The organism is Photobacterium sp. AWH4_225 (assembly GCF_056158405.1).
The window spans coordinates 2,438,285-2,462,616 of sequence record NZ_JBSWTF010000001.1 but is presented as its reverse complement, the minus strand read 5'-3'; the positions used below and the strand labels follow the sequence as shown (position 1 = coordinate 2,462,616).

The following is a 24,332-nucleotide window of genomic DNA, read 5'->3' as shown; positions in this document are numbered from 1 at the left end:
CTTCATTTCTAATGACCGATAGTGTATCGAATCGCGCTGACTTATTTCACGTAGCAGGCAAAACCTTTCAGGTAGAAACCTTCAGGGTAGGCACTGTCTAGTGGGTGGTCAGCGGCTTGGCCGAAGCGTTCGATAAATTGCACTTCACGATGAGCATCCAATGCGGCATCTGCAATGATCTTCTGGAACAGATTGTTGTCCATCAGGCCAGAACAAGAGTAGGTCAGCAATGTGCCACCCGGTTTCAGGATCTGCATCGCTAGCATGTTGATGTCTTTGTAGCCTCGGCAAGCACCTACTAGCTGTGACTTAGATTCCGCAAACTTAGGTGGATCCATGATCACGACATCAAATAGTTCACCGCGTTCACGGTATTCGCGAAGCAGTTTGAAAACATCTGCGTTTAGGAACTGCGCATTCTCTAGCGGGTAGCCGTTTGCCTCTGCGTTCATACGTGCAGTGTCTAGTGCTGGCTGTGAAACATCCACATTCACCACTTCACTCGCGCCGCCTTTCAGTGCGTACAGACCAAAGCCACCGGTGTAGCAGAAACAGTTCAGAACACGCTTGCCGTTAACGTACTTAACGGCCGCTTCACGGCTGTCACGCTGATCAAGGTAGAAACCGGTTTTGTGACCACCAACAATATCTACATTGATTTTCACGCCGTTCTCTTCGATGGTAACGAACTTTGGCGGCTCTTCACCCGATAGCACGCCGGTACGCTGTTTCAGGCCTTCTTTCTTGCGCACTGATACATCAGAACGCTCATACACGCTGCACTCTGGGTAACAGATGTTTAGGGCTTCTACCAACGCGTCTTTTTGCGCCTCCGCACCGGCACTTAGCAACTGGCACACTAGGAAGTCTTGGTAGCGGTCGATAGTAATACCAGGCAGACCATCAGACTCAGCAGCAATCAAGCGGTAGCCGGTAAGGCCATCGCGAGCAGCGAGAATGTCACGCAGACCTTGGGCAGCTTTCAAGCGGTTAACGAAGAAATCGACATTGATTTCTTGGTTACGATCAAAGGTCCATACTCGAACGCGGATCTGAGATTGCGGAGAAAAAGCACCGCGTGCTAACCACTCACCTTTGTGGTCGAAGATATCAACGGTTTCACCAAGTTCAGGTTTGCCTTCTACACGTTGAATACCGCGAGAGAAAACCCATGGGTGGCGGCGGCGAAGTGATTTTTCACGGCCTTTAACCAGATAAATTGAAGCTGTCATGACTTGCCCAGTATGGAGTAAGGAATGGGGGCGTATTATGTTGTCGAAAGCACATAAAATCAAATTTATATGGCTGATCGCAGGTGGCAGTGCCGATGTGGCGGCACTGCCAGAAGGGTAGGAGTTAGACTTTGAGTCCTCGCATTAACGACTCCAGCACTTCTGCTTGCTTATTGAGCTGCTCGATGTCATTTGCCGACGCGTTAATGGCACTGCAAATTTCATGAGACTGACTACGTACCTGTTCAACATTGCTGGCGATATCATCCGCCACGGCACCTTGTTGCTCGGCTGCTGCGGCAATCTCGGTACTGCGATCCGAAATATGCTGGTTTCGCTCGGTGATCTGTGAGATTTCACTGTCTACCGAGTCCATCAGGGCTTCGCTATTTTGCGCATTCTCAACCGTATTCTTCATCACAGCCATTAACTTCTGGCTGTTTTGCTGCAAGGCTTCAATCATCTGCTGAATTTCAACCGTTGCACTTTGCGTTCTACCTGCCAAGGTTCGTACCTCATCGGCAACGACGGCGAAACCACGGCCTTGTTCTCCGGCTCGGGCGGCTTCGATAGCTGCGTTAAGCGCGAGCAGGTTAGTTTGCTCTGAAATACCATTGATGGTGGTCACGACATCGTCGATTTTAGCTGCGTTGGTATCAAGCTCTGCGACAGCATCGGCAGCCTGGTTGATCTCTGTGCTCAGATGGCTGATCGCATTGCGGGTCTGGTTGACTTGCGCCCGACCTTGCTCGGATACCTGCTGAGCCTCGCGGGTTTGCTCTGAAGTTTGATGGGCGTGGGTCGCTACTTCGCGGATTGAGGTGGCCATTTCTTCGGTCGCACTGGCCAGCGAATCAAGATGCTGCTGTTGCGATGTGGAGAGTTGTTCACTGCCAGCGCTGCGTTGACGCAAGCTATTACTGATCTGCTGCATCAGCGCGATGGCTTGCTGAGTCGCCTGTACCAGTTGGTGTTCTCTCTCACTCACCCTGTCGATAGTGATGGCGATAGAGCTGAATTCATCACGCACTTTGAAAAAGTTCAGACGGTTGGTCAAATCGCCATCAGCAAGACTCTGAAGTGCTTTGTTGGTGGTGAACATCGCGCCACCAATGAAGGTCATAATGTAGTACACCGCCGCCAAGCTAATGAGCAAAATGGCTGCCATGATGATCCATTGGTTGGTACTGACATGGGAAAACAGTCCCGCTGCGGCATCCGACGAAATGCTGTAGTTCATCCCGCTAACATAAGCTGAGATATCACCTTGGCCAACATGTAAGTTGGTATTGGCTAATACGCGCTGAGCATCAGCTTGGCTGACTTGTTGTTGAGAGAGTAGTGAAGCGGTGGTTTCCAGCTGCTGTGTCGTGATTTCAATACGTTGCTGGCTAGCGCTATCGGCTAATATTGTAGCTACGCTCATCAGCGCAATAACGGGCAGCAGGAACAACAAATAGAATTTTTCCTGCAGGGTGATATGGATTAAGTAACGGTCAATCCATCGGAAAGCAACTTCTTTCATATTAATTCCTAAAAACAGAAGCTTAGAGCATTTTTTGTGCGAGTAATATTATATTGTTATCGTGTTCAGAGTAGGAAGCTTGAGGTGATCTATGTCACAAATCTGTGTAAAGGCACAAATTACCGGTATGGTTCAAGGGGTTGGGTTCAGGTTCCATACAGCCCATGAAGGATTGAAGTGCGGCTTGACGGGGTACGCAAAGAATCTGCCGGATGGTAGCGTCGAAGTGATGGCCTGTGGTCAAGAAGAACAAGTGAAACAGTTGCTTGCTTGGCTGGAGGATGGGCCGAGAACCTCACGTGTCGATAGCATTGATTGGGAACAGATCGACTGGCGTCATTATGACGGCTTTGAAATTATGTAGTTGGGGCTATGATACTGGGGCAGAAATAGGATATAGCTGGCGGCGATAGGCGAGTGGTCGCTTCCACCCGCGCTATCGTTACTGATTTGCCGATCTACGCACTTAATGTTAGATGCTGTGGTTAGATGCAATAGTTAGATGCACTTCACCGGTTTTGGTAGGCCAGCCAGTTTAGTTGCCTGCTTTGCAGGACCTTTCGGGAAAAGTTTGTAGAGGTAGCGTGAACTGCCTTTCTCTTCACCGTATTTTTTCGCCATCGCCTTCACCAGCATTCTGATGGCTGGTGAGGTGTTGAATTCCTGATAGAACTCTCGGACAAAACGAACAACTTCCCAATGGGCTTCTGTCAGGGTGATACCTTCTTCTTCGGCCAGCATAGGTACCAGAGCTTCACTCCAGTCGTCGGTGTTTTTCAGATAGCCGTGGGCGTCGGTTTCTATTTGTTTACCTTCAAATTCAAGCATGTTTGCCTCGCATATAGAACGGCAAAAGGATAGTGATATTCGAGGTTGGCTGCAAGGCTGCGGCTACAAAAAAAGCGCCTTTCGGCGCTTTTTGTATATTTGTGACTTAATCAGAGATTAGTCGTTGCTACCCATGATGCCTAGGATTTGCAGTAGGCTCAGGAATAGGTTGTAGATAGAAACATACAACGTAACGGTAGCAGAGATGTAGTTTGTTTCACCGCCGCGCACAATGTTCTGCGTAGTCAGCAGGATAGCTGCAGACGAGAACAGAACAAACATACCGCTGATTGCCAGTGATAGCATTGGCATCTGTAGGAAGATGTTTGCTACAACCATAACTAGGATTGCAACAAAACCAGCTAGTAGCATGCCGCCTAGGAAAGACAGATCACGCTTAGTAGTCAGTGCGTAAGCTGAACATGCCATAAAGGTCAGTGCTGTACCGCCTAGGGCAGGGACGATTGCGTGGCCCATGCCGGCACCAATGTACATATTGAGGATTGGCCCCAATGTGTAGCCCATAAAGCCTGTTAGCGCGAAGGTAAATACGATACCTAGGCTGCTGTTACGGTTTTTCTCTGTCAGGAACATCAGACCGTAGAAGCCAACCAATGTGATGATTAGACCTGGGTGAGGCATATTCATCGCCATTGCAAAGCCTGCAACGACAGCTGACCATACAAGCGTTAGAGACAGAAGAAAATAAGTGTTACGTAGAACCTTGTTTGTAGAAAGTACGCTTTCGTAAGCTGTGCCACGATTGACAATACGATCGTTCATAAATAGTCCCCTCAGGGTTAGATATGTGATTGCTAATGTAAATGTATATTGGGGCATTTCATCGTTATTGCAAGCCGTTTGTCAAATTAATGCGGCTGTCCCCAAACAATAAACTCAGTGTAACGATATGACCTGAATGATACTTAACAATTCCTTATCTTTGTGGTCAAAGTTGTAAATGAATGTTACAGCACATTCTTGCTGCGCCTCAATAACGTCATGATTAATATACGACTTAGTGCAGTATTTGGTTCAAGAATAGTTGTGTTCTGTCTGATTGTGGGTTGTCGAAGAACGCCTGCGGGGTGTTTTCTTCGATGATTTCGCCCATGTCCATGAAAATCACCCGATCGGCTACCTGCCTAGCAAAGCCCATCTCATGGGTTACACAAATCATGGTCATTCCCTCATTGGCGAGCTCAACCATGACTTCCAGCACCTCCCTGACCATTTCCGGATCCAGTGCCGATGTCGGTTCATCAAACAGCATAACTTGCGGGTTCATGCACAGCGAGCGGGCAATCGCGACACGTTGTTGTTGACCACCGGAGAGCTGGCCGGGATATTTATGAGCTTGCTCCGGGATTTTTACTCGCTCCAAGTACTGCATAGCGATTTTCTCGGCTTCTTTCTGCGGCATCTTCTTTACCCATATAGGGGCCAAGGTACAGTTTTCGAGTACGGTGAGGTGGGGGAAAAGGTTGAAGTGCTGGAAGCACATGCCTACTTCACGTCGAACCAGCTCGATGTTTTTCAGATCGCTGGTAAGTTCGTTGCCTCCGACAATGATTTGCCCTTGTTGGTGTTCTTCCAAACGGTTGATACATCGGATAAGCGTGGATTTCCCCGAACCGGAAGGGCCGCAGATGACGATTTTTTCACCTTTTTTTACCGTGAGGTTGATGTCTTTGAGAACGTGAAACTCCCCATACCATTTATTCACTTCAGTCATGGTGATCATGGCTGTATGCGGAGCTGAATGATTTGTTGAGTCATTGTTTTTATTATCTTTATTGATAGTCGAACTGTCTGTCATATCATCCCTCTTTATGACCTAACGCTTATGACCAGTATGGAGTTTGTTTTCTAGATAGATGCTGTATCTCGACATACCAAAACAGAAGATCCAGAACACCAGCGCAACGAAGACATAGCTTTCTGTCGCGAAGCCCAACCATTTGGGGTCGGTATTGGCCGCTTGGCCTATCCCAAGAACATCGAACATACCGATAATGAGCACCAGGCTGGTGTCTTTAAACAACCCAATGAAAGTGTTAACAATGGCTGGGATACTTATCTTCAGCGCCTGAGGCAGCACGATGAGGTACATTTTCTTCCAGTAATTTAGCCCAAGCGCGTCAGCCGCTTCATATTGCCCTGATGGGATGGCTTGCAAGCCGCCTCGGACGACTTCTGCCATGTAGGCTGCACTGAATAGCACCACGCCAATAAGTGCACGGAATAACTTGTTGGTTTCAGTTTCGGCATTCAGAAAAAGGGGAAGCATGACAGATGCCATGAATAGTACGGTGATCAGCGGGACTCCACGCCAGATCTCTATGTAGACGGTACAAAGGCTACGGATCACTGGCATGTTTGAGCGTCTGCCCAGTGCCAGTGCGATGCCTATGGGCAGAGAAACCACGATACCGACAATTGCAATAATCAGAGTGATGAGAAGACCACCCCACAGATGGGTTTCCACAACAGGAAGGCCAAAAATTCCGCCATACAGTAAGCCAGCGATTATGAAAGGATAAATGTTGACGAAAAACAGCCAAATCCATGTACGGCCAGGTGTTTTTTCGAAGGCGAGTAATGTAATAAAAATGGCGAGGGTGAAGTAGAACAGTTGAGGTCGCCACAATTCTTCCTGAGGATAAAACCCAAACATGAACTGCTCAAAACGCACAGAGATAAACACCCAACAAGCGCCATCCCGATGACAGTCATCACGGGTGGTACCAATCCAATCAGCCTTGAGAAATGCCCAGTCAACCATGTTCCAAACCATAACAATGGCAAAGTAGCCAAGAATAAGGGTTAGGCAAGTGTTGATAGCATTGGAAAACAGGTGTTTACGTAGCCAACCTACAATACCCACCGTATTCGCGGGTGGAGGCAAGTCAGGGCGAAATTGATGTTGATGCATTGCCATTCCTCCTAACGTTCAACCAGCGCAACTTTGCGGTTGTAAATGTTCATTAGTAGCGATGTCAGCAAGCTGAGAGTGAGGTAAACCGCCATCGTCATAGCAATGATCTCGATAGCTTGGCCGGTTTGGTTGAGCGTTGTCCCGGCAAACACCGAAACCAGATCCGGATAGCCGATTGCCATTGCCAATGATGAGTTTTTGGTCAGATTAAGGTACTGACTGGTTAAGGGAGGGATGATGATCCGCAGTGCTTGAGGGATCACGACCAAGCGTAGGGTTTTGCCTTGGGGTAACCCGAGTGACAAAGCGGCCTCAGTTTGGCCGTGGCTGACAGCGTTGATCCCGGCTCGGACAATCTCCGCGATGAAAGAAGCGGTATAGATACTCAATGCCAGCAGCAATGCTGCTAGCTCGGGTATGATCCCAATGCCACCTCTGAAATTGAACCCTTTGAGTACCGGGGCTTCCATATGAACCGGTTGCCCACTGGCAAAATAAGCGACGGTGGGAAGGAGTATCAGTAGGCTTAATGAGACCCATAAAATGGGCGACTGCCTACCAGATACCTTTTGTTTTCTTTTTGCATGAATGGTGTAGATGATGCTCAGCACGACAGCGGTAATGAGGGCAAGGCCAATCCAGTAGGCGTTTTGCTCGAAAATAGGTTTGGCAAAATAGAGCCCTCGAACATTAAGGAACACACTTTCGCCAAGACTGATACTATTACGTGGCGAGGGAAGGGCTTGCAATACAGCGAAATACCAAAAGAAAATTTGCAGTAGCAAGGGGATATTACGGAAAGTCTCTATATAAATCGCAGCAAAACGACTCACCAGCCAGTTGGAAGAAAGTCGGGCAATGCCGATGACAAAACCCAAAATAGTTGCGAGGAAAATCCCCATGACAGAAACCAGAGCGGTATTAAGCAAACCGACAAAAAAGGTTCGGCCATAACTGTAGGTTTCGTCGTAATCGATCAGGCTCAACCCGATCCCAAATCCTGCTTCCTGACTAAGAAAGCCAAACCCCGTAGCAATGCCGCGCTGATCAAGGTTGGTCAGGGCATTATTAATTATTGAATAGATAAAATAGGCCAACGCTGCTGCTGCCAATGCCTGGAACAGCAGAGCGCGAAAGGTCGGGTTATAAAAGAGACTTGTTTTCTTCGCTGCCAAAACAACACATCCTGTGTAAAAGATTATCATGGCAGGAGGGGAAGCTATTGCTCCCCTCCAAATGGGTTAACATTTGCGATGGGTACTAGCGCATCGGTGGTGCGTATAGGAAGCCACCATCGTTCCATAGCGCGTTGGCGCCTCGTTTAATTTCTAGCGGTGAGCTCATACCCACAGTGCGTTCGAAGCTTTCACCATAATTACCCACTTGCTTGATAACTTGGTAAGACCAATCGTCGTTGAGGCCAAGCCCTTTCCCTTTCGGTCCGTCAACGCCAATCAAGCGGCGGATATTTGGATCGTTAGACTTCTTCATGTCATCAACATTGTGCGAAGACACACCTAACTCTTCGGCATTGATCATCGCATTGAGGGTCCATTTCACGATATTGAACCACTGATCATCCCCTTGGCGAACTGCTGGACCAAGCGGCTCTTTAGAGATGATATCTGGCAATACCACAGCTGAAGATGGATCTTGAAGGTTCAGGCGAAGGGCATACAGGCCTGATTGGTCAGTGGTGAGTACATCACAGCGACCTGCCTCAAAGCCTTTCACAGTTTGTGCGGCGGTATCAAAGACAACAGGGGTATATTTCATTTCACGGTGGCGGAAGTAATCGGCCAGGTTCAGCTCGGTCGTTGTGCCTGATTGAACGCAAACAGCAGCACCATCGAGTTCAGTGGCACTTTCAATCTCAAGCTCTTTGTTGATCATAAAGCCTTGGCCATCATAATAATTCACACCCGCAAAATTGATCCCCAATGCAGTATCACGGTGTAACGTCCAAGTGGTATTTCGGGATAACAGATCGATTTCACCGGACTGAAGAGCGGTAAAGCGTTCTTTAGCGGTTAGCGGAATATATTTCACCTTGGTCTTGTCGCCAAGTGTAGCGGCGGCAACAGCCTGACAAAACTCAACATCAATCCCTTCCCATTCTCCTTTCTCATTAGGGTTTGAAAAGCCTGGTAACCCAGTTGTCACCCCGCACTGGAGATAACCTTGTTTTTGGATTTGCGCGAGGGTATCCGAGCTTGCTGTTGTTGCTGCTGGAGTGGTTGATGTGGAAGCTTCACTACTCCCTTTGTCAGCCAGTTGCTTTTCAAGTTCAGCGATTTTAGCTTTGAGGTCTTCTGTGCCAGACTCTACGGCTTGTACTGTACCGCCAGAGGCGTCAGCTAATTGTTGTTCGAGGGTTGCGACTTTATCCTGTAGCGATTGGATCATTTCTTTGTCTTGACTGCTACCACCACTATCACAGCCGGCAAGAATGAGAGCAAGAGTTGATACTGCCAAGGTAGAGGTAAGGGTTTGCTTCATAATTACGTCCTGTTATTCCTTATCAAGAGAATTGACGCTTCTTATCGTCATTATTAGCAGTTATCTCCAAAAGGGTGCCCCGTGATTTATCCATCTAAAAGGCACTTTCTTTCAGCCATAAAAAATAACTGTCTGTTTTTGTGTCACTATTTAGTATAGAAACACTTTGAAATAGTTCTAGTTAATAAGTTGTTAACAAGTCAAAGGCAAAAAGAAAGCCCCGCACAGGGCGGGGCTTGAGTCATATTGAAGCTATGTTACTGCGTTAGGACTTACTAGCGGTACACATTAAGGTTGATGGTTGCCACGTTAGATTCATAACCACTGCTGTCTTTCACAGAGTAGGTAATGCTCATGTCGTAGTCCTTCAGTGGTGTCACTGTAATGCTACCGTCAGTGTGGATGTAGTAGCGACAATCTCGACTGCTAGGGGCATTGTGAATCACAATACTTCTTGGATCGATGTCATAGCTACCTGCTACATCATTATCGAGCGGCTTGATAGATGTCGAACGACCGTATTTAGCAGAGAAAGAATCATCTTTCGCTTCTAGGTAGTTACCTGAAGGCTCAGAACCTGAACCATAGTCACCACCACCTGAACCTGCACCATAAGAGTTCACACCATCTAGGAAAGGTTTCAGTGGTTCTAGACCTTTCGCAGCACGACCGTAAGCACCCACCATTGGAATTTCAATCCACTCTTCACGAGATGAACCATTGGCGTTAGTTCTGGCGTAGTTTTCGTCACCTTCTACACCATTTGGAATGAACAGCTGTGGATGGTCAAATGGCGCTTTCTCTTGACGTACACGCTCATCCGTTAGTGCCTTCATAAAGGCAACCAGTGCTTTCTTCTCGTAATCCGTCAATTCTAGGCTACGAATATCTGGGTCAAGGTTCGAAGAAATGGTATCAAAGCCAGAAGAGTCGCCAGTACCTTCGCTAGTACGGTTACCACCACGGTTGTAGAACTCAACCACTTGCTCAAGTGTTGCCATACTACCATCGTGCATGTAAGGACCTGTTAGCTCAATGTTACGTAGCGTAGGGGTCTTGAATGCACCGTCGACAGCACTCTTCTCTTTGCCTTTGATTAATCGGTTTCTCAAGCGATTGGTTTGTTTAGTTGAATTACAAGGATCTTGTTCAAACACTAACACTTCAAACGCTTTACATGGGTCAACCTCGAAGTTATCAGGCACGTCTTCACCCAACAGTTTTTTAAAGTACTGCTTGGTATGAGACAGTGGGTTACCCCATGGGTCTTCACCGCCTAGGCCAAGATCTTCTTTGGTTGGTGTGACACCAATGTTGTAGAAGCCGTTGTCGTAGAGTGAAATGGTTTCATCACCCATGTGCATCCGCTCAACCAGACCTTCTTCCTGCTCTTCGGCAATCAAGTGAGTCATGGCTTTCGAGAACTCAGGACCACTGTGACAGTTCACACAGTTACCTTTGTCAACGAACACTTCCATGCCGTATTTTTCAAGATCATTCAACGCGTACTTGTCACCATCCATGAAACGGTCGAAACGAGAATCATCAGAGATCAACGTTGCTTCGTAAAGTTGGATAGCCAATCCCCAGAATAGACTGAAGTTTTCTTCCATCTGGTTGTAGCCGCCAAAGTCCTGATTAGAGCCCCAGTATTCAATGTTGAAGGCAGCTTTGATCATGTCCTCGTAGCGAGTTCGTAGACCATCGTTCGGATAGCTAGAGTCATAGCCCAACACACTGTCTGAACGGTCAACCTGCTGCAAACCGAGAGGTTTCAAGCCCATTAGCTTTCTACCCATATCTTTGAAGGCTTTGTCAGCACACGTCATCTCAAAGGCACTACCCGGAGGACCTACTGCCTGAGAGGCTGCACTGGAGTTGATGAGGTTCACTTCTTTCAAGCTCACATATTCGGTGTAAGGGTCGAAGTGCAATACTTTGGCGCTTTCGTTACGTCGACCAAATGGGTCAACACCGTTGAACACGTTATTCGCTCGACCGTCCCAGAAGTTTCGGAAATTAAAGATGGCATTAATGACAGTCGGCGTATTTCGAGGTTCAACCCGACGTGTCGCTACACCACCGACATGAAAAATATCCGTGACGAGTTCACAACCTTCGCGGCGGTCAGAGTACCTTGGATCGCCGTAAGTACCACCATACAGCTCGTCGAAGACGGCACCAAATACCCCTTGTGAAGATACGACATCGTCACTATCGAATAGCACTTCTGAATCGCGATCATCCGGATCGGCATAGACTCGGAACGGGAAATCATTAGGGACTAACGTATAGTTTGGCCCTCCAGCCCCTGTCTGCGTCGGATCGAAAATTTCACGTTTAGCCGGGTCTGTATGGTTTAGCCCCGGGCTGATTTGGTTCTTGGTTCGGTTATCGGCACCGGCGTTGTAGTGACAGCTACCACAGGCTTGCCCCTGACTACCTGCCTGCATGTCCCAGAATAATGCCTTACCCAATTTGATTGCTGCTTTTTCGTCTTTTATGTACTCATCGAGCCCTGGTACAGGAGCCGGTTTAATACCTTTGAGTGAGCCGAGGCCAGAAAAATCTGGACCTTCGACTTCTTCTTCGGCATGAACACTGGCAATACCGGTAGCCAACCCAAATAGTGAAGCTGCTACTAAGGCTGTTAGTCGATGACGTTTATATAACGTTTTGTTGTTCATCACTCACCCCTAACGTCCATTACGAAATGTTGCTTTTATGTACGAGAAGTTCTCGTGCAATAAAGATGGGTGAAATTTGCGGTCTTAATTATCACTTTTGTGAATCGTGCAAATGGCAAAAAAAGCGCACTAATACTTTTGAGCAAGGGGATGTTCGTAAATAGGAAGAGCGTATAAAAATGATACAGTTCTTAAAAATAAACGAATGAAATAATAAGGAAGTACAAAGAAATAATGAATGATATTAAGGCTTGGGGAAGCTTTGAAATTGAATAATAACAGGGTGTTATTTTAAATTTGGCTTAAAAGTGGGGCAGTGGTGTTGAATTTGCACAATTAATAATTGATACAAAAGAGTGGAAGTTATCTTGAAAGGGTGAATAGGAAGTCTTGAATGAGAAGAAAAAATAAAAAGCACAGCGAGGCTGTGCTTTTTTATGATCTTGAGTAGAGATTATTAGGCGTTAGCCAGTTTCTTCTCTAGAGCTTCTGCATCAACAGGTTTAGTGATAACAGAAAGAAGAACGTTGATACCCAACATTACCGCACAGATTGTGTATGCAAGGGTGTAGTTACCTGAAACACTCATTGCAATAGCTGTGATAGCAGAACCGATAAAGCCACTCACGCCCCATGCAGTGTATAGCACACCGAAGTTCGCACCGTAGTTTTTCAGTCCGTAGAACTCAGCAGTCAGGGTAGGGAATACTGCTAGTAGTGTACCGTAGCCAACACCTGCTAGTGCAGCACCAATCATTAGCGTGAAGCTTGAGTCAAAGCTTGCGAATAGCGCCATGTTGATACCCTGCATGATAAATGCAATGGTCAGGGTACGTAGGCCACCAATTTTATCTGCAAGCATACCTGCAGCAACACGGCCACCAGAGTTGAAGATAGAAAGAACAACAACTAGGAATGCTGCTTCAGTGATGTTTGCTTGCTGAGAGGCAATCAGAGTGATGTTACCAATCACCATTAGACCAGCTGAAGATGCAAGAGCAAACATGATCCACAGAGAGTAGAACTGAGGTGTTTTCAGCATTGCACGCCACTGGATATCGACAGGCTTAGATGCTTTAGCCTTGTAGTTAGCAGGAACCTGTGGCTTGTAACCTTCTGGTGGGTTAGTGATAGTGCTTGCCAATGGAACAGTGATAAGCAGGATCGCTACACCCAGGATAAGGAAGCTAGTGCTGATACCGAAAGAATCAATAAGCAGAGACGTTAGTGGTGCTAGGTATACCGCTGCAAGACCGAAGCCCGCTGCGATTAGGCCGTTTACCAAACCTTTCTTAGAAGGGTGGAACCACTTCATTGCAGAAGGGGCAAGACATGCGTAGCCGAAGCCGATACCTGCACCTGTCATTAGACCAAATGTGATAAGAAGTAGCAGAGGGCTAGTGGCAAAGCTTGAAATGATCATGCCCGAACCAACAAGAACAGTACCCAAGATAAGGATCTTACGCGGGCCCATTTTGTCTTGAAGTACACCAGCTACCAATAGTGATAGAGCAAAAGTGATTACAGCAACTGAGTATGGCATAGAAGCATCAGCATCAGACCAGCCCATATCTAGAACGAGTGCTTGCTTGAATACACTCCAAGCATACAGGATGCCCATACATAGGTTGATACAGAAGCCTGCCAGCAGGATCTGTTTTGCTTTATCGAATTTAGTCATTGTTTTCTCGGTCACTACAAGGGAAACAGTACGAGCTTCATACTGTGCTCAAAAAAAATTGTTCTTTATTAACAAAAGTTGATTGTCATTAAAGGTGCGCGGATTCTATCAACATTTTTTGAATAGGAAACCGCTAGAAATATTCAGTTACAATTGTTTCTGTGGTGATTTGACCTGTTCACATCCTGTTAATATGAATATTTCTTTATATTCAGTTGGTTATGTTGGTTTGTTTCAGGGATTACATGGTGTGTAGAAAGTGTGAAATTATGTCCACCTCACAGCGTGTAAACCTGTGAAGTGAACATATTCGGCATCTTGCGTTACGGCAGGATCAGTGTGAAAGAATACTGTAGATTTTGTCTTTCAGCTGGACGCGTTCTAATTTGAGTTGAGTGAAGTGATGGTCGTCTGTGGGAATGTTGTTACCTTCTAGGCCTCTTATCTTGTGATCTAGCTGGTGGTAACGGTCAGCCATTTGTTTGAAGTGTTGGTCGGATTGCTTTAGCTCCTTGATTCTATCTTGATGTTCAGGGTACTCGATAAACAGTGCATGATTTTCACCTAACATATTGATACTCCCACGCTCTTCATAATCCTACCGAATTGGACGATAGGTACAGATTCAACGTTAAGCCACAGAGGCGTGTGGCCATTGACTAAGCGCACCCCAAACGAGAGAAGATAGTTATTCTGATAATGTTATAAAGCCAAGTTGATGTACCCATCAACCTTCAAACTAAGGCCAATAAATTAATAATAGCTGGGAGAAGCCGAACGGCAAAGCCGGACCTTGCGAGGTCCGGCTTGGGGGGTTACTGAATGAAGCTGATGTAGGTTTGCAGCACAATCAAGTTGGCAATGTCGATGAAGAAGGCACCAACAATAGGAACGACCATGAAGGCTTGCGGAGACGGGCCATTACGCGACACCAAAGCACCCATATTCATCACAGCGGTTGGGGTAGCACCCATACCAAAGCCACAGTGACCACCGGCGATAACAGCTGCATCGTATGTCTTACCCATCAATCTAAAGGTAACAAAGTAGGCAAACGCTGCTAGCGTGATTGTTTGTACCGACAGAATCGCAATCATAGGCAGGGCAAGGCCAAGCAGCTCCCACAGCTGTAGGCTCATCAGCGCCATCGCCAGGAACAGTGACAGTGAAATAGTACCTAGTGCATCCACCGTTTCATTGTTGATCTTGTAGACTTTGGTCGTTTCACAAATATTGGTGATGAACACACCAATAAACAGTGCATAGACAAAATCAGGGATACGCAGCCAGTTGATGCCGAAGCTGTCTACCAATTCTTTGACGTGGGCCGCGCCCGCAACACAGATCAACAGGATGAACAGTACCTCAATGGTGTTTTTTGCAGTAATACGATCTTCTTCGTTGTCACTATAGGTGACCAAGTCGGGATGTTCGATATGATGCTTTTCACCACTGCCAAATTCTGATTTGAGAGAGAATTTGTTGATCAGTCGCTGTGCAACGGGGCCACCGATAATACCGCCCATGACCAAACCAAAGGTTGCAGCTGCCATGGACAGCTCTAAGGTTTGCAGGCCATACATATCGGCGAAGGTCTGTGACCAAGCGGCGCCAGTCCCGTGTCCGCCAGACAGGGTAATCGAGCCCACCATCAGGCCGAGCAGAGGGTCAAGGCCTAGCATAGTACTTAGACTAACACCGACGGCATTTTGAATAATGATGTACAGTGTGGCAATACCAAGGAACAAGAATACCCGTGAGCCACCTTTGGCTAACAGTTTAAAACTGGCTGCTAAACCAACCGTGGCAAAGAACATCTGCATCAGGGTGTCTTTGAGGCTTAGCTTGAAGGTAATGTCTACACCTTGTGTATGTAAGATTGCAATAAGTACGGCAACAATCAATCCGCCAACAATAGGCTCAGGAATATTGTACTTCCGGAATACCTTTACTTTGCTATTAATGAAGTAGCCAAGAAAAAGCACAATAATCGCAATGAGAAACGACTCAAGTTCGCTTACTTGTATAACTGAATTCATGATTATGTCTTTTCATTGTTTTTTTAGGCGTTAATTTTACCCCCTAAAATGGCGACTGCCTATATTGCCATTTTAACTTCAATAGTGTAGACCTGTGGTTATGAGTTGGTTGTTTATGTTTTGATTATTGAGGGTATGTATATTTAAAGGATAAGCTTTAAGGTGCTTTGTTATTGCAATGTTCTTATTTATGATTTTCTCATGCGATATTGATAATTCAGTTAAAGAATAAGAATAGTCTCAATTAGAAAGCACGAGTGCTTTAAAATCAGTAGGCTAATGCTGAACTGTTTAATATCCATACGAAAAAAGCGGAATATATCATCCATTAATTAATGTAATTAGTATGTTACGCCACTAAATTTGTCGCTTATTTAATAATCGTGTGAGTCATTTTGTGGGAGATATCATCGAAACGAATGATTTCTGCACGATATTTTTTTGATTTTTTTTATGATGCCACCCAATTTGAAGCAAGAATGGTGGAGGTAGAGGTATTATTGAACAATAAAACAGCGTATAAAACATAAATAAGATCAAAAGTTTTGCAGTTTTATCTATTAAGGTGTGTCACAGGTGAATAGATATACCCAAGTCATGGTGGTATATACGTAATGGGGCTGAGCACCGGTATTGGTGCCCAATAAAGGCTCTACCTCCCGCTTTATACTGTGCTCTTATCCTCATGTAGGAAAAGCTGCTCAAACTCACTGACTGGTTGTGGACGTCCGAAAAGATAGCCTTGGAATTCCTCGACACCAATACTGGCCAAGAAATCACGTTGCGACTGGTTCTCGACACCTTCTGCGACGACTAGCATTTTTAAGTTATGGGCGAGTTCAACAATTGAACGGGTGATGGCGATATTATCTTTATTCCAAGGCAGATCTTTGATGAACTCACGATCAATCTTCAATATATGTACAGGGAAGCGACTTAGGTATGCCAGAGATGAGTAGCCTGTACCAAAGTCATCAATCGCAATCTTCACCCCAAGCGCTTCGAGTTTGATCAGCTTATCTAATGCTGTGTTTACATCGGACATGATCACAGACTCGGTGATCTCTATTTCCAGATATTTGGGATCGCATCCACTTTGGATAATTGCTTTATCGATGGATTCAACAATGTTCGAGCCTAACAACTGTTGGGCAGAAATGTTTATGGCAAAATTGAGATAGATGCCGTTTGATTGCCATTTCCTTAATTGGCGACAGGCTTTCTGAATCAGGTGCTCACCTGCCTCAATGATTACACCAGAGCGTTCTAGGATCGGAATAATGTTCAGTGGTGATTCATGATCACCAAATTCATTTCGCCAGCGGAGCAAGGCTTCGACACCGCAGACCTCATGATTATTAGCATTAACTTTAGGCTGGTAGAAAAATTCATAGCGATCTGTGCCTACTGTACGGCGTAGTTCGGACTCCAACTGGATTTGATGAAGGCTGTGAACACCCATTTCAGTGGTATAGAAACAGAATTGATTACGTCCTTGCTCTTTTGCCCGGTAAAGCGCGATGTCTGCATATTTGCTGAGGTTTTCTGCAACATCGGAATCATCAGGGAAGAAACTGATCCCTATGCTGGCTGTTAAAAATAGCTCTTTGCCTTCAATCACCAATGGTGCAGAGATATGTTTGAGAATACGAGCTGCGATATTGGTGACATTTTGCAAGTTAGCATTTTGAGAGAGCAGAACAGCGAACTCATCCCCACCGAGTCTTGCCAAGAAGTCGGTTTCCCGCAATAGACGCTGGATGCGTTTAGCTGCCGTTTGGATCACTTTGTCTCCAACGGCATGGCCCAAAGAATCATTGATCTGCTTGAAGTAGTCGAGATCTATCGAGAGGAGGGCAATGTTATCGCCAGTTACCTTGTTGCATTTTACTGCGGCTCCGATTTGCTGCTGAAGCAAGGTGCGGTTAGGCAGTTCGGTTAGCAGATCATAATGGACTAACCGGTGTAAGCGGTTTTCGAACATTACACGTTCAGTGATATCTTTGCCGGTCGAAATGTAATGGCTAATTCGGCCTCGGCTATTACGAATAGGGGCAATGGTTTTTTCTTCGTACATGATTTGCTCATCGCCATGCTTATGGGCGATGACACGCTCGATTACATGGCCTTGTTTGAGCTGTTTTTGTACATGCTTAACATCATTGATGTTATTGAGGGTGTTTCTTAGCAGCTCTATTGATTGCTTGCCAACAATATCCTTCGACTTGATACCGTTATGCTTTTCAAAGGAGCGGTTCACGTATTCCACCACGCCTCTTTTATCTGTAATGATGATGGAATCATTACTTTGCTCGAGGGCACGTGACATACTCTTGAGCTTCTCTTCTCGTTCAATCCAGTAGGTCACATCGCGGAGGTTCAACAAAATTTCCCGGCTGGAGCTGTAGGCCGTTTCTGTTGCAATGATTTCGATATGCTTGGTTTTGAGGTTGTTGAACTGCAAACGGATTTTTATAGTTGGTTGTTTTTTCTCCCTCAGTTGCTGCAACTGTTCGATAATTGCTTCAATCTGACGGCGCGACTGTGTTCCCGGCAATAATTTAGCTAAGTTGCTGCCGATAATGTCTTTATTTTGAAGGGATAAGATCTGTATTGCCGCGGTATTAGCCGTCAAAATCTTCATATCATGATCGAGAGACATTAGTCCATCAGGAACATGGCGAAGAACGGTGGCGTATTGTAGCGCTGTGTCTTCTATTTTTAATGTCATTTTGCGCTGGGCATTTAATAGTTGCGATAAGTGCCAAGCCAGAACCAGACAACCAGAGGCCAAACAAACGATTAATCCTGCAAAGATGACCAGTTTGAGTATTCGCTCTTGGGTAAAGGCTAACTCAGTGACGGCCTCGGTCATATTGACTCTAGAGATAATTGTCCAAGGAAGATCTGTCCCTTGAAAAGGTAGGGTAAAACTGGCTTCGCCCCTGAAAGTGGTACCTGAAAAGAAGCGGGTAAAGGTATACAGGTAATCACCAATGATGACCTGACCGTGATTGCTATTTTGAATGTTTTGCCATAAGTCAGGGTAGCGAGAATAAAAGTCTTGTTGAGCAGGGTCGATAGTTGAAGACATGAATTGCCAAGCGCTTTCTGTGGAAGGCCCCAGCAGCCACTGGCCATTGCTGTTAATTAGCCAGTTTTGTACTTCATCCCAACCATATTGGTCTTTTAATTCTTCCAGGTAGTCTATGCCAAGGTAATTCAAGGTGATAAGCCAGCTTTGGCCATTCATTTTGAAATGACTGACAAAACGCAGCATGGGTTTGTGGGGTAGTTCGATTTGCCCGTTTTCCTGGTTCAAATCAAATTGGGATGTGTAAAAGCTTCCCGTTGGGACCTTTAACGCTTTCTGAACGTAATCACGATGGCTTTTGTCTTGAAGGTTAGCTTTATCAACGGCGATAGCTTCTTTCCCATCTTTATTAACTCTTATGACTTCCTGGCCTGCATCGTTGATTAATCTGACTTGATCATAATAAGCGCGAGTAGAAGAAAGGCGCTGAAAGGTCGCCGTAAGGATTTCTCTCTGCCTTTCAACAGTATGGTGTGTTTCCGACAATTCTTTGGCTTTCTCACTCAGATAACGAAGATCTTCAATAATTGGGGCGAAATGCAACCTTGTGATATGCAAAGAAGACTGGTGACGGCTATTTTCGCGATCTTGAATACGATGGTTTAGCTGGGAGATGTCTTCACTATAAATGTAGTAAATCGACGCTGACGTGATAGTCAGTAGGGGAATGAAAAAGAGTAAAAAACGTAATATCGCAGTCTTCATACTTCATCCGTGAGGTACATATAACTGATTCAGTATAGCGGTTAAATGCTAATTAGTGCATATCTGGATGCCAAATTAGCCTTATGCATCACACTGTATAAGCGCGCTAAGTTTTCATTTCAAATATATTTCGAGTAACTATTTCACTCACTGTGCTTCAAGGTTAATCGTTTCCACATTCTAGTTTTACCCGGTTACTGTGGTTGTGCGAAGGTAAATTATGACAAAGAAGTATTTTAGAAGAAATGAATTAGCGTTATCTTTATGTTATTTAAGGCTTTTATCTGGATTGTTTTTCTGGGTGATAAACTAGTCGCTGTTAGAGCAAGAATGTGATTTTTGTGAAATTAGTGAAAACGTTTACACAATGTGGCAATGATCACAGTATTCATTTTGGGCTTATTGATAAACTTGCTCTCAGTTAAGAACAAGATGTTGTTTCTTGGGTGGTTGAGTAAAGCCACTGGCAGTGATTTGGGAGAGAGTGATGAAGGTATTAGTAACAGGTGGTATGGGCTATATCGGAAGCCATACCTGTGTACAAATGATTGAAGCAGGCCTTGAGCCAATCATTCTGGATAACCTTTGCAACAGTAAAGAAGCCGTGCTTGAGCGTGTTGAAACACTTGCAGGCACCAAACCGACTTTCTATCAAGGCGACATCCGTGATCGCGAGATCCTCGATCAAGTCTTCTCTGAGCACGAAATCAGCTCTGTGATCCATTTTGCAGGCCTGAAGGCTGTCGGGGAGTCGGTCGAAAAACCACTTGAGTATTACGACAACAACGTTCACGGCACCTTGATGCTGGTGGATGCGATGAAACATGCGGGCGTCAATAGCTTGGTGTTTAGCTCATCAGCAACGGTTTATGGTGATCCGGAAGAAATCCCAATCAAAGAAACCACACCGACAGGCAAAGTGACCAATCCATATGGTCGCAGTAAGTACATGGTCGAAGAGTGCCTGCGCGATATCCAGGTAGCTGCGCCGGAAATGAGTATCACGCTACTGCGTTACTTTAACCCTGTAGGGGCTCACCCTTCAGGCATTATGGGCGAAGACCCGCAGGGTATCCCGAACAACCTTATGCCGTTCATAGCCCAGGTTGCAGTAGGCCGCCGAGAGTACCTATCTGTCTTTGGCAATGACTACCCAACGCCAGATGGCACCGGTATCCGCGATTACATTCACGTGATGGACTTGGCCGATGGCCATATTGCAGCATTGCGAGCAGTGGGAGAAAAAGCGGGTTTGCATATCTTCAACTTGGGTACTGGCAAAGGCAGCAGCGTACTTGAGATGGTCGATGCCTTTAGCAAAGCTTGTGGTCACGATGTTGCTTACAAAATCTGCCCGCGCCGCCCTGGCGATATTGCCGAGTGCTGGGCTGATCCGGCTAAAGCCCGCGCGGAGTTGGGTTGGGAAGCCAAGTTCGATGTCACTGCAATGGCTGCCGATACATGGCGCTGGCAGTCTGAAAACCCGAATGGCTACTAATTGGTCTTGAGATGATTTTGGGAGTAGGTGGCGTCTCACCCCTAAGTTTGCCTGCTCCTACCTTTATTTAGTTTGCAGTATCACTGTAATGGCGAGTTTTGAAAATGTCTGAGCAAAAATTTAATCCAGTAGATCACCCTCACCGTCGCTACAATCCGCTGACGGGGCAATATATTTTAGTTTCACCTCACCGTGCGAAGCGTCCTTGGCAGGGGGCAGATGAAACACCGGAAGAAGCAGAAGATAAAGCATACGATAGCGAGTGCTTCCTATGCCCAACCAATACCCGTGTATCAGGCGACGAAAACCCTGACTACGCCAATACCTATGTCTTTAACAATGACCATGCGGCTTTGACGCCAGATACACCGGATGCTCCGGAATCTGACAACCCACTTTTCCGCTGCGAAAGTGCCCGCGGTTTGAGCCGAGTGATTTGTTTCTCACCTGATCACAGCAAAACCTTGCCTGAGCTACCAGTCGGAACCATTCGCAAGGTGATTGATACCTGGAATGAGCAAATTGAAGAGCTAGGCCAAGAGTACGTTTGGGTTCAGGCTTTTGAAAACAAAGGATCAGCGATGGGCTGCTCTCAGCCTCACCCACATGGCCAGATCTGGGCAAACAGCTTTTTGCCAAACGAGATCGCGCGTAAAGATGAAAATCTACGTGCCTACTATCAAGAGCAAGGCACAAACTTACTGGTGGATTATGCCAAAGCCGAAATGGCTGACGGTTCGCGTACGGTCGTTGAAACGGAACATTGGATCGCCGTAGTTCCTTACTGGGCTGCATGGCCATTTGAAACCATGCTGATGCCGAAAACCCATATTCGTCGTATGAACGAATTGACTGACGAACAGCGTGATGATTTGGCCGTGGCAATCAAAAAGCTGACCAGCCGTTATGACAACCTGTTTAAGTGCTCATTCCCTTATTCAATGGGCTGGCATTACGCGCCGTTCTTCAAAGACGGTGATACCTCTACAGAGCATTGGCAGCTTCATGCGATTTTCTATCCGCCGCTACTGCGCTCAGCCACCGTCCGTAAGTTCATGGTGGGCTACGAAATGCTAGCAGAAAGCCAGCGTGACCTTACCGCAGAGCAGGCCGCAGACAAACTGCGTGCCCTAAGCGATGTTCACTACCGTGAAAACCAACAATAACAACTGACCCATACAGAAAGATAGGAACCGATTATGTCTAAAACACAACTGCTGATTGACGCTGTTAATACTTCATTTTCTTCCGTACTGGGTTATGAAGCGACGCATCTTATCCAAGCGCCGGGTCGCGTAAACCTTATCGGGGAGCACACTGACTACAATGATGGTTTCGTACTGCCATGTGCCATTGACTATCAAGCCGTAGTGGCGGCTGCACGACGTGACGATAATATCGTCCGTGTTGTATCAGTTGACTATGACAACCAAACCAAAGAGTTTGATCTGGCCTCTGAAATCACTTTTGACCAAGAGTGTATGTGGATCAACTACATCAAGGGTGTGGTGAAGTGCCTGCGTGAGCGTGGCTACGAGTTTGCTGGTGCAGATATTGCTGTTAGCGGTAATGTGCCTCAAGGCGCGGGTTTGAGCTCTTCGGCGGCATTGGAAGTGGTAATTGGCCAGACATTCAAAACACTCTATGCGCTAGAAATCAGCCAGCAGGAAATCGCGCTTAACGGCCAGCAGGCAGAAAACGAATTCGTTGGTTGTAACTGCGGCATTATGGATCAGCTTATTTCTGCTGAGGGTGAAGAAAACCATGCGTTGCTGATTGATTGCCGCTCGCTGGAAACTAAAGCGGTGTCGATGCCGGAAGATATGGCGGTTGTCATCATCAACTCGAACAAGAAGCGTGGTTTGGTTGATAGCGAGTACAACACCCGCCGTGAGCAGTGTGAAGAAGCGGCACGTATTTTCGGGGTGAAAGCCCTTCGTGACGTCACTATCGAGCAGTTCAACGCCCGTGTTGATGAACTTGACGAGATGGTTGCCAAGCGTGCTCGCCACGTGATCACTGAAAATGACCGTACCGAAGAAGCGGCGATTGCTCTAAGCAAGGGTGATATCAAGCGTATGGGTGAGCTGATGGCCGAATCTCACGCCTCTATGCGTGATGATTTTGAAATCACAGTGCGTGAGATTGATTACATTGTTGATACCGTGAAAGCCCTGATTGGCGATCAAGGTGGCGTGCGCATGACAGGCGGTGGCTTTGGTGGTTGTGTGGTATCGATTGTGCCACCGGCATTAGTTGAGGAAGTGAAAGCGGTACTTGCTGAGAAATACGAAGCAGAAACTGGCCTGAAAGAAACTATCTACGTGTGTAAAGCTAAAGCGGGTGCAGGCGTGATTGCCTGAGCTGTGAAGAAAAATCACGTATAAGGATTGACAATGACACTACCTCATAAGGTGTTATCGCTACACGAAACCATGACCATGGAGGCGGCCAGCGATGGCCGCCCTGCAAAACTGTTCACCCTGACCAATGCTTCGGGGATGACGGCGACTTTCATGGACATAGGCGCGACGTGGTTAAGTTGTACCGTCCCGGTCGATGGCGAGGCGAGGGAAGTACTACTGCACTGCTCATCCATGGCCGATCACCAAAAGCAAAGCGCCTATTTGGGTGCGACGGTCGGACGCTACGCCAACCGTATTGCTAATGGTCAATTCACGATTGATGGTGTAACGACTCAAGTGGCTACCAACCAAGCGGGCAATACTCTGCACGGTGGCCCTGATGGCTACAATGAACGCCGTTGGGCGCTGGAACATCAAAGTGATAGCAAGCTGGTTTTCAGCCTAGTGTCAGAAGATGGCGACCAAGGCTTTCCAGGTACTTTGCAAGCTAAAGTCACGTTTGAACTCACAGTAGATAATACGGTTGCGATTAGCTATCAAGCTGATTGTGATAAGCCTTGTCCGGTAAACTTTACTAACCATGCTTACTTTAATTTGGCGGGTGAGGATACGGACCAAGATTGCCTGCAGCATGAACTGATGATCAAAGCGGATCGTTTTGTACCGACGTCTGATGTTGGGATCCCGACCGGCGAGTTGAAATCAGTCGAGCAGACAGGGTTTGATTTCCGTGATGGGAAAACGATAGCGCAGGACTTACTGAAAGATCCTGAGCAAGTATTAGCGAAAGGCTACGATCATGCTTTCATTCTGGTACCGGACGTCACTGATGGTATTGCAGACTTTGCCAAAGTAGTCTCGCCAGATCAGAAAGTGTCCATGACGGTACAGACTACCAAGCCGGCTGTTCAACTCTATACGGGTAATTTCTTGGCGGGTACGAAAGGCACTTCCGGTGAATATGGTATTCATCAAGGCTTCTGCCTAGAAACAGAACATCTGCCAGATGCGCCAAACCATCCTGAGTGGCCAGGGGATTGTATTGTGCGTCCCGAGCAGATCTATGCCCATTACACCGGTTATCGATTTCATTTTTAGTGTTCTATTTACTTTGTTGAAATAGGGGTTTGCCCGCTCACATGAGCGGGCTTTTTTATTAATCCATAAAGGTATTTAGAGTTAACACACTTTGACTCACAAATTTTGTTGAGAGGTAGCTGTAGCTCGCAAAATAATATGT

19 protein-coding genes are annotated in these 24,332 nt (G+C 46.4%); 6 read left to right on the top strand and 13 right to left on the bottom strand.

What is annotated here, in order from left to right:
* Positions 1 to 41: 41 nt before the first annotated feature.
* Positions 42 to 1,232: a class I SAM-dependent methyltransferase gene (locus ACXAD4_RS11575; RefSeq protein WP_475241484.1), complete on the bottom strand. Its 1,191-nt coding sequence runs from the start codon at positions 1,230 to 1,232 to the stop codon at positions 42 to 44.
* Between ACXAD4_RS11575 and ACXAD4_RS11570 the strand changes: the two genes are divergently transcribed.
* The gene (locus ACXAD4_RS11570) at positions 1,231 to 1,353 is read left to right on the top strand and encodes a hypothetical protein (protein WP_475241482.1); all 123 of its coding nucleotides are present in this window, start codon (positions 1,231 to 1,233) and stop codon (positions 1,351 to 1,353) included. The two genes, ACXAD4_RS11575 and ACXAD4_RS11570, sit on opposite strands and share 2 nt — an antisense overlap.
* Positions 1,354 to 1,356: 3 nt before the next feature.
* Here the strand turns inward: ACXAD4_RS11570 and ACXAD4_RS11565 are convergent, their stop codons facing one another.
* A complete protein-coding gene (locus ACXAD4_RS11565; protein ID WP_475241481.1) occupies positions 1,357 to 2,757 on the bottom strand; it encodes a methyl-accepting chemotaxis protein in 1,401 nt (466 codons plus the stop codon).
* Between the two features lie 91 nt (positions 2,758 to 2,848).
* Between ACXAD4_RS11565 and yccX the strand changes: the two genes are divergently transcribed.
* Positions 2,849 to 3,121: an acylphosphatase gene (yccX, locus tag ACXAD4_RS11560; protein WP_475241480.1), complete on the top strand. Its 273-nt coding sequence runs from the start codon at positions 2,849 to 2,851 to the stop codon at positions 3,119 to 3,121.
* A 134-nt stretch (positions 3,122 to 3,255) separates the two neighbouring features.
* Here yccX and tusE read toward each other — a convergent pair whose 3' ends face one another.
* The 11 genes from tusE to ACXAD4_RS11505 all read right to left on the bottom strand — a co-directional run bounded on the left by tusE (position 3,256) and on the right by ACXAD4_RS11505 (position 19,228).
* The gene (tusE, locus tag ACXAD4_RS11555) at positions 3,256 to 3,585 is read right to left on the bottom strand and encodes a sulfurtransferase TusE (RefSeq protein ID WP_107300446.1); all 330 of its coding nucleotides are present in this window, start codon (positions 3,583 to 3,585) and stop codon (positions 3,256 to 3,258) included.
* Positions 3,586 to 3,702: 117 nt separating this feature from the next.
* Positions 3,703 to 4,368 (bottom strand): Bax inhibitor-1/YccA family protein, encoded by a 666-nt coding sequence (locus ACXAD4_RS11550; protein ID WP_107300447.1) that lies wholly within the window; start codon positions 4,366 to 4,368, stop codon positions 3,703 to 3,705.
* Between the two features lie 235 nt (positions 4,369 to 4,603).
* Complete coding sequence (locus tag ACXAD4_RS11545) at positions 4,604 to 5,329, bottom strand: amino acid ABC transporter ATP-binding protein (protein ID WP_475242764.1); 726 nt, start codon at positions 5,327 to 5,329, stop codon at positions 4,604 to 4,606.
* A gap of 93 nt (positions 5,330 to 5,422) precedes the next feature.
* Positions 5,423 to 6,520, bottom strand: coding sequence for an amino acid ABC transporter permease (locus ACXAD4_RS11540; RefSeq protein ID WP_475241478.1), 1,098 nt, complete (start codon positions 6,518 to 6,520; stop codon positions 5,423 to 5,425).
* 11 nt (positions 6,521 to 6,531) lie between these two features.
* Positions 6,532 to 7,698, bottom strand: a complete 1,167-nt coding sequence (locus ACXAD4_RS11535; RefSeq protein ID WP_475241477.1) for an amino acid ABC transporter permease — start codon at positions 7,696 to 7,698, stop codon at positions 6,532 to 6,534.
* An 85-nt stretch (positions 7,699 to 7,783) separates the two neighbouring features.
* The gene (locus tag ACXAD4_RS11530) at positions 7,784 to 9,022 is read right to left on the bottom strand and encodes an amino acid ABC transporter substrate-binding protein (protein WP_475241475.1); all 1,239 of its coding nucleotides are present in this window, start codon (positions 9,020 to 9,022) and stop codon (positions 7,784 to 7,786) included.
* A gap of 275 nt (positions 9,023 to 9,297) precedes the next feature.
* On the bottom strand, positions 9,298 to 11,709 hold the full coding sequence (locus ACXAD4_RS11525; RefSeq protein WP_475241474.1) for a cytochrome c peroxidase: 2,412 nt from the start codon (positions 11,707 to 11,709) through the stop codon (positions 9,298 to 9,300).
* Between the two features lie 457 nt (positions 11,710 to 12,166).
* On the bottom strand, positions 12,167 to 13,390 hold the full coding sequence (locus tag ACXAD4_RS11520) for an L-lactate MFS transporter (RefSeq protein WP_475241472.1): 1,224 nt from the start codon (positions 13,388 to 13,390) through the stop codon (positions 12,167 to 12,169).
* Between the two features lie 334 nt (positions 13,391 to 13,724).
* The gene (locus ACXAD4_RS11515) at positions 13,725 to 13,961 is read right to left on the bottom strand and encodes an HP1242/YdcH family protein (RefSeq protein WP_317521903.1); all 237 of its coding nucleotides are present in this window, start codon (positions 13,959 to 13,961) and stop codon (positions 13,725 to 13,727) included.
* Positions 13,962 to 14,205: 244 nt separating this feature from the next.
* Complete coding sequence (gltS, locus tag ACXAD4_RS11510; protein ID WP_475241470.1) at positions 14,206 to 15,429, bottom strand: sodium/glutamate symporter; 1,224 nt, start codon at positions 15,427 to 15,429, stop codon at positions 14,206 to 14,208.
* 664 nt (positions 15,430 to 16,093) lie between these two features.
* A complete protein-coding gene (locus ACXAD4_RS11505) occupies positions 16,094 to 19,228 on the bottom strand; it encodes an EAL domain-containing protein (protein WP_475241468.1) in 3,135 nt (1,044 codons plus the stop codon).
* A gap of 487 nt (positions 19,229 to 19,715) precedes the next feature.
* Here ACXAD4_RS11505 and galE point away from each other — a divergent pair, with 487 nt between their 5' ends.
* From galE to galM, 4 genes are all read left to right on the top strand, one after another.
* Entirely contained in the window at positions 19,716 to 20,726 is a 1,011-nt protein-coding gene (gene galE / locus ACXAD4_RS11500) for a UDP-glucose 4-epimerase GalE (RefSeq protein ID WP_475241467.1), read from the top strand.
* 104 nt (positions 20,727 to 20,830) lie between these two features.
* The gene (locus ACXAD4_RS11495; RefSeq protein ID WP_475241465.1) at positions 20,831 to 21,892 is read left to right on the top strand and encodes a UDP-glucose--hexose-1-phosphate uridylyltransferase; all 1,062 of its coding nucleotides are present in this window, start codon (positions 20,831 to 20,833) and stop codon (positions 21,890 to 21,892) included.
* Positions 21,893 to 21,925: 33 nt separating this feature from the next.
* The gene (galK, locus tag ACXAD4_RS11490; protein ID WP_475241464.1) at positions 21,926 to 23,089 is read left to right on the top strand and encodes a galactokinase; all 1,164 of its coding nucleotides are present in this window, start codon (positions 21,926 to 21,928) and stop codon (positions 23,087 to 23,089) included.
* A 33-nt stretch (positions 23,090 to 23,122) separates the two neighbouring features.
* On the top strand, positions 23,123 to 24,190 hold the full coding sequence (gene galM, locus ACXAD4_RS11485; protein WP_475241462.1) for a galactose-1-epimerase: 1,068 nt from the start codon (positions 23,123 to 23,125) through the stop codon (positions 24,188 to 24,190).
* The last annotated feature ends 142 nt before the right edge of the window (positions 24,191 to 24,332 follow it).